Origin of the sequence: Litorilituus lipolyticus (genome assembly GCF_006439335.1) — a bacterium.
Lineage (GTDB): Bacteria > Pseudomonadota > Gammaproteobacteria > Enterobacterales > Alteromonadaceae > Colwellia > Colwellia lipolytica.
The window spans coordinates 215,687-230,012 of record NZ_SAWY01000001.1 but is presented as its reverse complement, the minus strand read 5'-3'; the positions used below and the strand labels follow the sequence as shown (position 1 = coordinate 230,012).

The window sequence follows — 14,326 nt, the reverse complement described above, 5'->3', positions numbered from 1 at the left end:
ATTAAGGAATTAATATGAACTTTCATCGTTTTTTTGCCGTATTTAAAGCGAGAAATATAGAGTTTTTTCGAGATAAATCATCTCTTGGCTGGAACTTGTTTTTTCCTGTGTTATTGCTGTTTGGCATGTCAATGATATTTTCAGGTGATGGACGTTCGGCCTATAAAGTGGGGGTCATTGGAGCTGAACTTACCCAAACAAAAAAGGCACAAGCTACACAACTGACTAATGCTGAAGGCTTTTTATCGACAAGGTTTATAGACTTTGTTAACTACAATGCGCTTGACGATGCGAAAGGAAAGTTAAACCGCCATGCCCTTGATTTAATAATTGATTACTCGTCAAAAGCTTATTGGGTCAATGAGCTTTCTTCAAAGAGTTATTTAGTCGAAAAAATATTTTTAGCACAAGCTAATGATTTTGAACGCAAACAGCTGTCAGGCAAAAGCATTCGTTATGTTGATTGGGTCTTACCCGGTGTACTGGGTATGAATATGATGTTTAGCTGCTTGTTTGGCGTGGGGTATGTCATTGTTCGTTATCGCAAAAATTCAGTTTTGAAACGATTGAAAGCGACTCCTTTATCAGCTTTTGAATTCGTTTCAGCACAACTAATATCACGACTTTTTATTGTGATGTTTATGTCAGCAGTTGTTTATACAGGCTGTAACTTTTTCTTTGATTTTTATATGTTAGGTCACTATTTAGACTTAATTATTGTTGGAGCTCTAGGCGCATTTTGTCTTATTAGCTTAGGGCTTTTGGTCGCAAGTCGAAGCAAAAGTGAAGAGCTTATTGGCGGCTTATTAAACTTAACTTCATGGCCTATGATGTTACTATCAGGGGTTTGGTTTAGCTTAGAGGGTGCCCCAGAAGCACTGCAATTACTTGCGCAATTTTTACCATTAACTCATATGGTGGCAGGTGCACGCATGATAATAACAGAAGGCGCAACTTTAGCAGATGTCAGTTATCATATTAATGTGATGCTATTAATGAGCACTATCTTTTTGGGATTAGGTGCGTATTTGTTTAGTTGGAACACTGAACGTTGATTTGCATAAATCGACTTTCCCTTGAAAATAAAATAGACTCGGTGCAAGTATTTTGCATGATAGAGCAATATTGAGAATCTCCTATGGCAGTAGTGATAAGTGGTACTGGGCTTTTTACCCCACCTGAAAGTATTTCAAATGATGAATTGGTTCAATGTTTTAATCAATATGTAGAAAACTACAATGAAGAAAATAAGCAAGCCATTATAAATGGAGAGCTTGAAGCGCTTTCGCCTTCAGATAGTGCTTTTATTGAGAAAGCCTCAGGTATCAAAAGTCGTTATGTCATGGCTAAAAAAGATATTTTAGATGTAAATATCATGGCACCACGTTTTGTTGAAAGGCCTAATGAAGCCTTGTCAATGCAAGCGGAAATTGGTGTGGCAGCAGCAAAAGAAGCTTTAGCCGCTGCGAATAAAACCCCTGCAGATGTTGATTTGGTTATTGTTGCTTGTGCCTATACTCAGCGTTCATACCCTGCTATGGCAATTGAAATTCAACAAGCCCTTGGTTGTGGTGGCTGGGCATTTGATATGTTAGTCGCTTGTTCTGCAGCAACCTTTGGGATTATCAATGCCGCTAATGCTATCCGTAGTGGCACGGCAAAAACAGTTTTAGTGATAAACCCTGAAATACTTTCACCACAAATTAATTATAAAGATAGAGACAGTCACTTTATTTTTGGTGATGTTGCTACCGCAAGTGTTATTGAGGATGAATCTACAGCGACTGGTAAGCATGTATTTAAAATTATTGCAGAACAACCTATCACGCAATTTTCAAATAATATACGTAGTAATATGGGCTATACCAATGTTTGTACGCCTGAAACCAGCTTAGACGCAGATAAATTCTTTATTCAACAAGGCCGAAAGGTATTTAAAGAAGTATTACCTATGGTAAGTCAATTGATCAGTGAACAAATGGCTAAGGTAGATTTGAAAGCCAATGATATAAAGCGATTGTACTTACATCAAGCCAATATCAATATGAATAGTTTTATCGCAAAAAAAGTGTTAGCGCGTGAGCCATTAGCTAATGAAGCGCCGATAATTCTTGATGAATATGCCAATACTAGTTCAGCTGGTTGTATTATTGCGTTACATAAAAATAAAGCCGATTTAGCATCAACAGATAAGGCGGTATTGTGTTCTTTTGGCGCTGGTTATTCAGCCTGCTGCTTAATTTTAGAATATGTATAACACTATGTGTGCGGCAGTCTTTTTATAGTGATTGGTTTTAACTGACTTGTTTTGAGTGATATGGATTTATGACGCAAACTAGCTTGTGGCAAGGTAATGCAAATTCAAGTGATCATGCAGAGCTCTGTAATGGCTTGTATGAGCGTGAGATCCGTCTTATTGCTCAAGCAAACTACCCTAATGTTCAGGCTATTCAGGGACGATTAAAAAGCTTAACCCATTATATTAATAGAGCAGCCTATTTAATGTTACAAGTGGAAAGTCCACTGCAGTTAGATATTCAAAATGCCAGTTGGTCAGCAAAGCAGGGCAATAAGCCCCCATATCAAGGGCAAAGCTTTAAAGAAGTGAATCAGTGGTATACAGAGAATGACATTCCATTAGGGTTAGTTATTCCTATTTTAGTTGATGGTCACTTGATAGTGGACTGTATTGATCGCGTAGATAGCGAGAAAAAGCGTATCAGAACTAACATTGCGGGCTGGTTTAATTTAACTGACCTTAGCTATTGTGAAGAGCAACCATATGGTTTGCCTAAAGCGCAATATTGTTTGTTTAAACCGACAAAAAGAATGATGCTAGCGGCATGCTCTGGACATTGTTGGCAAAAAGGAACGAAACAACGACCTGTTATGCCTAGCTTAAGAGAGTTATTATTGTCTTGTAACATCAACTGGAAAAACTTTAAAAAGACCTTGAAATAACGTCAATCCATTCGACTTTATCATTCACTCGTTTAGCTATCTGCACTCCTAATATTAACCCATGGGTTGAACTCGCAATTTATAACGGCATGAGTATAATAAGAGCATTAATTTAGCATTCTTATTCATGCTTTTCTGATTTAGGTTCTTATGCGCGTATTTACAGCTGTTTTGCTGGTTCTGTTAGCTCTATTGCAATACCGACTCTGGTTCGGTAAAAACAGTGTGCCTGACTATTTAGCGCTGAAAGAGGAAGTAACCCGTCAACAAGAATCTAACGACAAACTTAAACAGCGTAATAAATTACTTTATGCAGATACCGATGATTTAAAATTAGGTCTTGAAGCTATTGAGGAAAGAGCGCGAAATGAATTAGGGATGATAAAAGAAAATGAAACATTTTTTAGAATAATCCCCAAAAGTAAATCTAAAGGCTCGCAGTAATGGCCCAAAAACTCTCTGAGCACAGCTTTATTGTTGTGGTTCCTGCCGCAGGCGTTGGTAAAAGAATGAAAGCCAACTGCCCCAAACAGTATTTAACAATAAACGGTAAATCTATTTTGGCACATACTGTGGATAGGTTACTTTCGCACCCGCTTATCGAAAAAGTTATTTTATCGTTAGGAGAAGATGATCAGTATTTTGCTGAGTCTGAACTAGCACAACGTGATGATATTATCAGAGTCGATGGTGGTAAGGAGCGAGTAGACTCTGTGTTAAATGGCCTTCGTGCTATTAATGCAGGTGAGCATCCATGGGTATTAGTTCACGATGCGGCAAGGCCTTGTGTGCAATTGAGTGATATTGATAGGTTAATTTCTCAATGCATAGAGAATGATAGCGGTGGCTTATTAGCTACACCTGTTAGAGACACCATGAAACGTGGTAAAAAAGACAATAAAAATATTAGCACTGTTGATTCTACCGTTGAGCGGGAGCAGCTGTGGCATGCCTTGACACCGCAATTATATAAAACTGAGCAATTGGTTAATGCAATAGAAAGTGCTTTAGCAAAGAAAATAGCCATAACAGATGAATCTTCAGCGATAGAGCAAGCAGGTTTAATGAGTTTGTTGATATCTGCGAGTCATGAAAATATTAAAATTACTCACCCAGATGATTTAGTGCTCGCTGAATTTATCTTAAATAAGCAAAAGAGTCAGACGATGATTACTCAACAATATAAGGAACAATCATGAGAATAGGGCACGGCTTTGATGTGCACAAATTTGGTGGCGACGGTCCATTAATGCTTGCTGGTATTGAGGTTCCTTATAGCCAAGGCTTTATTGCTCACTCAGATGGTGATGTGGCAATTCATGCTTTATGTGATGCTATTTTAGGTGCCTTGGCCATGGGAGATATAGGTAATCATTTTCCTGATACGGATGATCAATATGAAAATATTTCTAGTCGCATCTTGCTGAGGCATGTGATTAGTTTAATGGCTGAAAAAAAATATCAAATAGGGAATACTGATTTAACCATTATTGCACAAGCCCCTAAAATAGCTCCTTTTTTGTTACAAATGCGTACTTGCTTAGCTGAAGATCTACAGTGCAATATAGAGCAAGTTAATGTGAAAGCGACTACCACTGAAAAGTTAGGTTATGCGGGGCGAAAGGAAGGCATAGCTGTGCATAGCGTCGTTTTATTGAATCAAGTTGACACTGATTAACGCATTTAAACCCTGAAAATTATTTAACCAAACATATGAGTAGTGCATACCCATCAATTAATAATGCGCTAATTAACGCAAATTCAAGAGAGTAGTATGGCATCAGAATTGGCCTATTTACATGGTAAACCTGAATCGACAGGCTTGCTGAGAAGTCACATGAGTGACTTTAAAGTTTTTGAACAACTACCTTTTTCTCCTTGTGGAGAAGGAGAACATTTATATATTCATATTCGCAAAACTGGCGCAAACACAGTCTTTGTGGCACGTGAGTTGGCAAAATACTTTAAAGTAAAAGAGCCTTTAGTAACCTATGCTGGATTAAAAGATCGCTTCGCGGTAACAGAGCAGTGGTTCGGCGTTCATGTGCCGGGTAAAACAGAGTATGATCTTACCGATATGGACATTGAAGGAGTCGAGGTTCTTTCATATAAACGTCACAATAAAAAGTTAAGAACAGGTTCGCTAACGGGCAATCGTTTTGAACTTATTTTAAGAGATGTCACCGATATTAAATCACTTTCTCAGCGTTGGCTGAAAATCATTGAACAAGGTGTACCAAACTATTTTGGTGAACAGCGCTTTGGTATTAATGGCGGAAATATCGAACGAGCTGAAGCGTTGTTTTCAGGGCAGAAAGTGAAAGATAAGAAAAAACGCGGCATGTATTTATCAGCAGCTCGCTCCTTAATTTTTAATGAGGTGATTAGTCATCGTATTCAAGAAAATTTGTTCAATGAGATACAAGTGGGTGATGTCGCAATGCTCTCTGGTAGTCAATCGGTATTTTGTATTGATGAAGTTGATGAAACATTAGCAAAGCGTTTAGCTGAACATGATATTGATATTACCGCACCAATGTGGGGAGCTGGTGAGTTAATGACCTTGGCGCAACCGATGCAACTTGAGCAGCATATTGCTGAGCAACACCAATCTTTTGCCACAGGTTTACCACGATTTGGTTTGAAACAAGAACGTCGAAGAATTCGTATTGTCATTGAGCAAGCAGATATTAGTTTAAACACCGAGCAAGACAGTTCGAAAAACATTGTAACTGTGAGCTTTTCATTACCTGCAGGCTGTTATGCAACTACCGTTTTGCGTGAGTTAATTGATTACCAAGACATGACTAAGCGTGAAAGTAATGAACTAAACCAAGGTATTAGTTAATGAAAATACTATTAAGTAATGATGATGGTGTACATGCTTTGGGTATTAAAGTGCTCTATCAAGAACTGAGCAAGAGCTTTGATGTTTCAGTAGTCGCCCCAGATAGAAATTGTAGTGGTGCGAGTAACTCTTTAACTTTGTTGAACCCCTTAAGGGCGCAAACCCTTGATAATGGTTTTGTTTCAGTCAATGGCACACCAACTGATTCTGTTCATTTAGGCATTAGTCAATTAGTGAAAGATGCTGATCTGGTGGTAGCCGGTATTAATAAAGGCGCTAATTTAGGCGATGATACCTTGTATTCTGGCACTGTGGCTGCTGCCACCGAGGGGCGTCATATGGGGATGCCTGCCGTTGCAGTTTCACTTGTGGGTAAATATGAAAAGCATTATCAAACAGCGGCTGTTGTTGCTGCAAAAGTGATTAAGCGCTTAAAATCCCACCCTTTACCCGCCGATCAAATATTGAATATTAATGTACCTGATATTCCACTTTCAGAGCTTAAAGGGATTAAAGTGACTCGTTTAGGGCACCGTCATAAAGCGGAAAGTATGCAAAAGATGCAAGATCCTTGGCAAAGAGACATCTATTGGTATGGCTTATTAGGTGAAGAGTTAGATGGTGGAGAAGGCACAGATTTTAATGCGATTGCACAGGGATATGCCTCAGTTACGCCATTAACCGTTGATATGACAGCACATAGAAGTATAGAGCCAATTAAGCAGTGGCTAAGTGAGCTAGATTTATGATTTCAAGTCGCGTGAGTGGAAAATCAAAACGAAGTGGCGAGCTATTGGCTCAAAAACTTCAGCAAGAAGGTATTGTAAACCCTGAAGTGTTAACGGCCATTGCTCAATCTCCTCGTCATATATTTGTGCCAGAAATACTTGCCCATAAGGCTTATGATAATACCGCATTGCCAATTGGTCAGGGACAAACCATTTCTCAGCCATACATAGTAGCGAAAATGTCTGAATTATTGCTTGCCAATGGTAGACCAAATAGTATTTTAGAAATCGGTACAGGATCAGGCTATCAAACTTCAATATTAGCGCAATTAACTGATAAAGTTTTTTCAGTTGAGCGAATAAAGTCTTTGCAATGGCAGGCTAAACGCTGCTTAAGAGCGATGGACTTACATAATGTTTCGATGAAACATGGAGATGGTTGGTTAGGCTGGGCGAGTAAAGCACCATTTGATGCCATTATAGTAACGGCTGCGCCGACTCAAGTGCCTCAAGCACTATTAGAACAATTAGCTGATGGAGGTCGGTTAGTGATCCCTGTAGGTGAACAAACACAAATACTTAAAATTATTACCAGAGAAGGTGATAACTATAGCGAACAGCAAATAGAAGCAGTGCGGTTTGTGCCGTTAGTACCAGGAGATTTATTGTAGTGAAGATCTTTTCCGCCTTATATGACTGGACCCTTAAATGGGCTGAGCATAAGTTTGCCCCAGCTATGTTATCGGTAATTACTTTTGCAGAGTCAGTCTTTTTCCCTATTCCTCCAGATGTGTTGTTAGCCCCTATGGTGTTAGCTAAACCTAAGCGTGCTTGGCATTTAGCAACGTTAACCACTGTTTCTTCAATTATTGGTGGTATGGTTGGTTACCTCTTAGGCTATTGGATGTTTGAACCATGGATTCAGCCCCTTATCACTGAGTTTGGTTATCAGGAAAAGTTTGATGTTGCTATGGACTGGTTTGCTACTTGGGGAGTTTGGGTAGTTTTTATTGCCGGTTTCTCTCCCATTCCTTATAAACTTTTTACTGTCAGTGCAGGCTTTTTACACATGGCATTTTTACCTTTTTTATTAGCTTCTGCTATTGGTCGTGGTATGCGATTCTTTTTAGTGGCGGGCTTGATAAAATGGGGAGGTGCAACCATGGAAAAGAAGCTGCGACAGTGGGTGGATGTGCTTGGCTGGAGCCTTGTAGCGATTATCATTATTGCTTACTTAATATTGAGATAAGTTATCGCTATATGGGTAAGTATTCTATTTATGTGCATAAAAATTTTTAAAAGGAAGTTCGTTGATTACAAGAGTAACCCTAAAAGGACAGTTATTACGTTGACAAGATCTTACCTCGATATATTTTGTTACATCATTATTTTTTCGGTTCTATTAGGCTGCTCTAGTCGGGAAACCCCTGCGCCGGTGGTCGGGATTAGTAGCAATGCTCCGTTAAAAGATCGAGTTAAAAATTCTATACAAGGCGCTGAATACACCGTAAAAAAAGGAGAAACGTTATATTCCATCTCATGGCGAGCGAACACAGATGTTAGACATATAGCAAAACTGAATAACATCTCACCTCCTTATCGTATTTTTCCCGGTCAAAAAATATTACTCACTTCAAAAAATAGTAAAAAATCTTCTAAGGCTAGTCATAGCAAGACTTTGACTAAAAATTCGACTAATAACTCTACTCTTACCAGTGAAAAAGGTAGTGAAAAGGTACTTGCATCGTCTAAAAAGCAGGCGTATGGTAAAAATGTAAGGGTTCAAAAAACCTCAAAAAAAGTAGCGAAACCTAGCGCAAAATTTTCTCAGAAAGTGAAGCGTTGGCAATGGCCAGTAAGAGGTAAAGTTATTGAGTATTTTTCGAATCAAATACAAGGTAATAAAGGGTTAAATATTGCAGGTCAACGCGGTACCAACATTAAGGCTGCCGCAGAAGGAAAGGTAGTTTATGCCGGTAATGCGCTAAGAGGTTACGGCAAGCTCATTATAATAAAACATAATGATGATTACCTAAGTGCCTATGCTCATAATGACCGGATATTGGTTAAAGAGCAGCAGAAAGTTAAATCTGGTGATGTGATTGCTAAAATGGGAGATACTGATGCGGATCAGGTCATGCTTCATTTTGAAATTAGATTTCGTGGTAAATCAGTTAACCCGTTAAAGTATTTACCAAAAAAACAATAAAATTAAATAACAACTAAAACAATAATTAAAAGTCGGAGTTATCGTGAATATTTAGGTATTAATTTAAGCTTTGCTATTGATGGGAGATAAGCATGGTCACATTAAAAGAAGAAAAAAACGTTGAAGCTGAAGAAGCAACTGTAATATCAAAGGAAGAAGTTTCATCTAACCTAGATGCAACTCAGATATATTTAAGCGAAATTGGTTTTTCGCCTCTATTATCAGCAGAGGAAGAAGTTTATTTCTCTCGTTTGTCATTAAAAGGCGACGAGGCTGCCCGAAAACGTATGATCGAAAGCAATTTACGCTTAGTTGTAAAAATTGCCAGACGATACAACAACCGTGGATTACCCTTACTTGATTTAATTGAAGAAGGTAATCTAGGCCTAATAAGAGCCGTTGAAAAATTTGACCCAGAAAGAGGCTTTCGCTTCTCTACCTACGCAACATGGTGGATACGTCAAACGATAGAACGCGCAATCATGAATCAAACACGTACCATACGTTTACCCATCCATGTAGTTAAAGAACTTAATATTTATTTACGCGCATCTCGTGAGCTTGTACAAAAGCTTGATCATGAGCCTACCGCTGAAGATATTGCTGAACACTTAGACAAACCTGTTAGCGATGTTAATAAAATGCTTCGGTTAAATGAACGCATTGCATCTGTAGATACACCATTTGCAGGTGATTCTGATAAAGCGTTACTTGATGTTATAGCGGATGAAAAAAGTAGTGGCCCTGAGGGTGACCTACAGTCTGAAGATATGAGTAATAACATTATTCACTGGTTAAATGAGTTGAACTCAAAACAACGTGAAGTGTTAGCAAGACGTTTTGGTTTAATGGGCTACGAAGCCGCAACATTAGAAGATGTTGGCAGTGAAATAGGCTTAACGAGAGAACGTGTTCGTCAAATTCAAGTTGAAGCGCTTAAACGTTTACGTGATATTTTAAGTCAACAGAATTTGTCGATAGAAGCTATTTTCCAACAATAGCATTAACAGCAAAGTTTAAAATTTATTAAAAGCTATTGATCTTCGATCGATAGCTTTTTTGTTTAGCAAATATTAATAAGTTTATTATCTTTTAAAAACTACTCTATTTGGCTTTTTAATTGAAAAAGTAAATCAAGCGCTTGTCTTGGAGATAAATCATTTATATCAGTATTCTTAATTGTGTCGATAATCGGATGTTCCTGACTTATCAATGATAACTGAGTAGATTGCTCACTTTGCTTAGGCAATATTGTTGGTGCTTGCTGGTTTTCTAGCTCAGTTAAGCGTTGTTTTGCCCTTTGAATAACTGCTTTAGGCACACCTGCAAGTTGGGCGACTTGAAGACCAAAACTCTTACTGGCAGCGCCTTCCTGCACTGCGTGCATGAAAATGATATTATCATCATGCTCTACGGCATCTAAATGAACATTGGCTAAGGTATCAATTTGGTCAGCGAGTAAAGTTAATTCGAAATAATGACTAGCAAAAAGCGTGAATGCTTTGGTTTTTAATGCCAGTAACTCTGCACACGCCCAAGCTAAAGATAAACCATCATAAGTACTTGTTCCTCGACCTATTTCATCAAGTAATACTAAGCTTTTGTCTGTTGCATTATGTAAAATATTAGCAGTTTCTGTCATTTCTACCATAAAGGTTGAGCGGCCACTCGCCAGATCGTCAGATGCGCCAATGCGAGTGAATATTCTATCTACCAAACCTATTGTGGCTTGTTCAGCAGGCACAAAGCAACCAATGTGTGCTAGTAGCACTATTAATGCTGTTTGACGCATATAGGTTGATTTACCCCCCATATTTGGGCCAGTAATTATCAGCATTTTTCGTTGCTCGGTGAGCAATACCGGATTGGCAATAAATGCTTCTTGCGTCATTTGCTCTACTACAGGGTGTCTACCAGCAGAAATATCTATCCCTGCTTGATGAACTAATTTGGGCTTAATGTAGTTCAAGGTTAGCGCTCTTTCAGCAAAGGTATTTAGTACATCTAATTCTGCAATAGCTTGACCTAATTGTTGTAGTGCTGATATTTCAGGTAGAATTTTTTCAAATAACTCCTGGTAAAGTGTTTTTTCCAAAGCAAGAAATTTGCTTTGCGCACTTAACACTTTATGTTCATGTTGTTTAAGTTCATCAGTTATAAAGCGCTCGTTATTTTTAAGGGTTTGACGTCTTATGTAGTCAGTGGGCACTTCATGTGCAGCACTTCGACTAATTTCTATAAAAAATCCATGGACTTTGTTATAGCCAACTTTTAATGAACTAATGCCAGTTCTTTGCTTTTCTTTTTCTTCGAGTTGCTCCAAAAATTCTGTAGCACCTTGGCTTAAATCTCTTAACTCATCTAACTCTGCATGATAGCCCGGCGCAATGACACCACCATCTCTAATTAATACTGGTGGGTTTTCAACAATTGCCACTTCAAGCAATTGTTGAATGGTGGGAATTGGTAAACAATGTTGCGCTAATTGCTGTAGATACTCTGATTGGTTGGCAAGAACTATTTGTAATTCAGGGAGTAGTTGCAAGGCATTTCTTAAACGCGCGAAATCTCGCGGTCGTGCTGACTGTAATGCTATTCGTGAGATAATACGCTCAATATCACCTACACCCTTTAATAAAGGTTGAATTTGACCAATCAAATCTTGTTCGATGAGTGTACTAACAGTATTTTGTCTATTTGATAAAATACTGAAATCGCGTAATGGGAAATGTAGCCAACGTTTTAATAAACGAGAGCCCATTGGTGTTGCTGATTTGTCTAACACTTCTGCCAGAGTATTTGTTGTATCACCTTGAAGGTTTTGTGTAAGCTCTAAATTCCTTCTCGTTGCTGCATCAAGTACCACTCCGTTTTGCGAAGACTCACAAACTATTGCTCTGATATGAGGCAGAGCACTGCGCTGGGTATCTTTAACGTATGCAAGTAAACAACCTGCTGCTGCAATACCTAACGGATATTCTGTTACACCAAAACCATTTAATTCTTTTGTGTTAAATTGCTTATTTAATAAATTAACAGCGGTGTCTAAATCAAATTCCCATTCTGGTCGTCGACGTAAGCCTTTGTGCTGGCTTATTATCTCAGGTGTTGAGAATGATTCACTGTAAAGTAACTCTGCAGGAGACAAACGTTGTAACTCTGCGAGTAGCTGTTCATTTGATTCAGGCTCTGTGATGACAAAGCGACCACTGGTCATGTCTAAATAGGCTAAACCATAGCGAATTACTTTTTTAACTTTGTCAGTTGTTTCAAATATCGCGACAATTAAATTATCTTGTCTATCTGCAAGTAGTGCTTCATCACTAACAGTACCTGGCGTAATTACACGCACAACTTTACGTTCAACGGGACCTTTGCTTGTTGCTGGATCGCCAACTTGCTCGCATATAGCGACAGATTCACCTAAGTTGACTAACTTGGCAAGGTAGTTTTCTACTGCATGGTAGGGAACCCCCGCCATAGGGATGGCATTACCCCCAGTCTTTCCGCGTGCAGTAAGTGATATGTCAAGTAAGTCTGCAGCTTTTTTGGCATCATCAAAGAAAAGCTCATAAAAATCGCCCATACGGTAGAATATTAAAATATCAGGAAACTCTGCTTTAATAGTCAGGTATTGGCGCATCATCGGGGTGTGATTGGAAAGATCTAGGCTTGTACTTGTCATTGAATTATTTGGTTTTTGCTTGTATTTCTAAACGAATAATGTGCTAATTATGCCACAAGGCGATTAATTAATTCCCAATTTTTCTTAATATTTTGAACCTGTAATTATAGTCTGCTGTTTCTATTTCACTGTTAACATGCGCTAGTACATTCTATGTATTAGTGAAAATAGCATAAAAGCAACTCGCCTTAAAAAAAGAGCTTAGTTAAATTAATTGGAATAGATGATTTTTTAATCTGTTTTATGCTGTTTAAAAATTGAACTGTTGTATTTTCTTCACAAGTATTCTATCTTGAGATAATGGTGCAGATGGAACTAACATCATGATATATTGTATATTTCTAGTGTTTCATTTTCGAAAGTTCCTCCACTATCTATTCAGTTTATATAAACTTGTTCTTAAGCTGTATGCGTTAATTTCTTAGTTAAATAAAATAAAGCTGAGTTATAAAGGTGTATTTATCAATCAATAATAGTGAGAGTTCTATTGTTAAGATATATCTTCTAAATAGCTAATCAAAAAAGTAGAGAAAGTAAATTTATTGATAAGAGCTGTGAGCGCTTTAGCATTTATTAAAGTAAAGATGAGTTAAGTATTAAATTGATTTGTTTAAATAGCATCAATTAACTAAAACTAATAAGAAAGGATTACTATGATGAAATTCGTAAAAATATTTTTGTTTGTCTACCTCATAATGATAACAAATTTTGCTTATTCAGCAAAAATAGAAGCGTGTATGGAAGCTCAATGCGTTGAGTATTTTAAAAAATGGAAAGTATTGGCTAGTCGAAAATATAGTTTGGCTGCGTCCGTTATGGGAGAGCTTTATTATCAAGGATATGGAACAGAAGTCGATTTAAATAAATCACTGAAATACTTTCGAAGAGCAGCTAAATATAAATTTACTTACGCACAATTTCGTACCGGCCTGTTTTATTTACTTGAACCCGATTTTATAGACCATGATGACGGTATTAAATATTTAAAGAAGGCTGCTAGAAGAGGTCATGCTGAATCTGCCTTTTTGTTAGCACTTGCATACGGTAGTGGTGAATACGGTGATAAAGATGTTGAAGAGTCTGATAAGTGGTTAGCATTAGCCTTGGAAGCTAAACATACTAAAGCCCAAAAGTACGCTGAATTCCTATATACGAATGATAAAATACATCATGATAATTATCCAAAAATAGCTGATTTTATTGCGAGTATGTCCTCAACGCCATCAACCAAGTCAAATTCCAATACACCTGCCTCTTTAGAACAACGGAACAATATTCAGTGGCCAGAAGATAATGACATAGAAGTTATTACTGTTTCAGCTCCCAGTGTAGAGCAGGTTTTTGATAATGCTATTGCAGAGTTAAGGAATAATCCACCAGCTTCAGTTGGTACTACAGGTACACGAATTATAGGTAAAACTTGTGACGAAATACTAAGTTGCGCTAAAACGGATAGAGACGATTTTGAGAGGTTAACTATACAGTTAATGGGGAATAACTTAAATCATATGTACCCTTAAATTGAGCTAATCTCAACACCTCAAAGACAAACTATGAGTGATTAGATTAAAGTGACTCGGAACAGAGTCACTTTAATCTTCAATAAATCAGTTCCCTTCTTAATATTGCTCGTTTGCTTTAATATTTCGATAATATTCTGCTTACAATGCATTTTCATTACCTTAGTCTTATTCTAGATTAGAAAGGGACATATACTCTATCATGATCCGTGAGGGTAACTTTGCTCTAAAAGAGTTATTAACGTTTGTCAGTCTTTACTTCTTTTATATAAACAATGAGATGATTATTTCTCGCCTTTTCATTATATATTTCACTTGCGCATTATAAGAGCTCTGCATATATTTAATAATGCTTTATTAGTTATTATTTGCTGG

General features: G+C 37.6%; 14 protein-coding genes. 13 read left to right on the top strand and 1 reads right to left on the bottom strand.

What is annotated here, in order from left to right:
* Window positions 1-14: 14 nt before the first annotated feature.
* From EPA86_RS01050 to rpoS, 12 genes are all read left to right on the top strand, one after another.
* Window positions 15-1,055: an ABC transporter permease gene (locus tag EPA86_RS01050; RefSeq protein WP_140601008.1), complete on the top strand. Its 1,041-nt coding sequence runs from the start codon at window positions 15-17 to the stop codon at window positions 1,053-1,055.
* A gap of 83 nt (window positions 1,056-1,138) precedes the next feature.
* On the top strand, window positions 1,139-2,257 hold the full coding sequence (locus EPA86_RS01045) for a beta-ketoacyl-ACP synthase III (RefSeq protein WP_140601006.1): 1,119 nt from the start codon (window positions 1,139-1,141) through the stop codon (window positions 2,255-2,257).
* Window positions 2,258-2,325: 68 nt separating this feature from the next.
* Window positions 2,326-2,961: a hypothetical protein gene (locus EPA86_RS01040; RefSeq protein ID WP_140601004.1), complete on the top strand. Its 636-nt coding sequence runs from the start codon at window positions 2,326-2,328 to the stop codon at window positions 2,959-2,961.
* Window positions 2,962-3,111: 150 nt separating this feature from the next.
* Complete coding sequence (ftsB, locus tag EPA86_RS01035) at window positions 3,112-3,405, top strand: cell division protein FtsB (protein ID WP_140601002.1); 294 nt, start codon at window positions 3,112-3,114, stop codon at window positions 3,403-3,405.
* Window positions 3,405-4,160, top strand: a complete 756-nt coding sequence (ispD, locus tag EPA86_RS01030) for a 2-C-methyl-D-erythritol 4-phosphate cytidylyltransferase (protein WP_140601000.1) — start codon at window positions 3,405-3,407, stop codon at window positions 4,158-4,160. Before ftsB ends, ispD begins: the two co-directional genes overlap by 1 nt.
* Window positions 4,157-4,639, top strand: a complete 483-nt coding sequence (ispF, locus tag EPA86_RS01025; protein WP_140600998.1) for a 2-C-methyl-D-erythritol 2,4-cyclodiphosphate synthase — start codon at window positions 4,157-4,159, stop codon at window positions 4,637-4,639. Before ispD ends, ispF begins: the two co-directional genes overlap by 4 nt.
* A 96-nt stretch (window positions 4,640-4,735) precedes the next feature.
* Window positions 4,736-5,809 (top strand): tRNA pseudouridine(13) synthase TruD, encoded by a 1,074-nt coding sequence (gene truD, locus EPA86_RS01020; RefSeq protein ID WP_140600996.1) that lies wholly within the window; start codon window positions 4,736-4,738, stop codon window positions 5,807-5,809.
* Window positions 5,809-6,558: a 5'/3'-nucleotidase SurE gene (gene surE / locus EPA86_RS01015; RefSeq protein ID WP_140600994.1), complete on the top strand. Its 750-nt coding sequence runs from the start codon at window positions 5,809-5,811 to the stop codon at window positions 6,556-6,558. Before truD ends, surE begins: the two co-directional genes overlap by 1 nt.
* Complete coding sequence (locus EPA86_RS01010) at window positions 6,555-7,208, top strand: protein-L-isoaspartate(D-aspartate) O-methyltransferase (protein ID WP_140600992.1); 654 nt, start codon at window positions 6,555-6,557, stop codon at window positions 7,206-7,208. Before surE ends, EPA86_RS01010 begins: the two co-directional genes overlap by 4 nt.
* Window positions 7,208-7,786: a YqaA family protein gene (locus tag EPA86_RS01005; RefSeq protein WP_140600990.1), complete on the top strand. Its 579-nt coding sequence runs from the start codon at window positions 7,208-7,210 to the stop codon at window positions 7,784-7,786. The genes EPA86_RS01010 and EPA86_RS01005 overlap by 1 nt, the downstream gene beginning before the upstream one ends.
* Before the next feature lie 99 nt (window positions 7,787-7,885).
* A complete protein-coding gene (locus EPA86_RS01000; RefSeq protein ID WP_246058186.1) occupies window positions 7,886-8,746 on the top strand; it encodes a peptidoglycan DD-metalloendopeptidase family protein in 861 nt (286 codons plus the stop codon).
* A gap of 92 nt (window positions 8,747-8,838) precedes the next feature.
* Window positions 8,839-9,747 (top strand): RNA polymerase sigma factor RpoS, encoded by a 909-nt coding sequence (gene rpoS, locus EPA86_RS00995; RefSeq protein WP_140600986.1) that lies wholly within the window; start codon window positions 8,839-8,841, stop codon window positions 9,745-9,747.
* A 98-nt stretch (window positions 9,748-9,845) separates the two neighbouring features.
* On the opposite strand, the gene mutS is transcribed toward rpoS, so the two are convergent.
* A complete protein-coding gene (gene mutS / locus EPA86_RS00990) occupies window positions 9,846-12,431 on the bottom strand; it encodes a DNA mismatch repair protein MutS (RefSeq protein WP_140600984.1) in 2,586 nt (861 codons plus the stop codon).
* Window positions 12,432-13,168: 737 nt separating this feature from the next.
* Between mutS and EPA86_RS00985 the strand changes: the two genes are divergently transcribed.
* Entirely contained in the window at window positions 13,169-13,951 is a 783-nt protein-coding gene (locus EPA86_RS00985) for a tetratricopeptide repeat protein (RefSeq protein ID WP_170309525.1), read from the top strand.
* The last annotated feature ends 375 nt before the right edge of the window (window positions 13,952-14,326 follow it).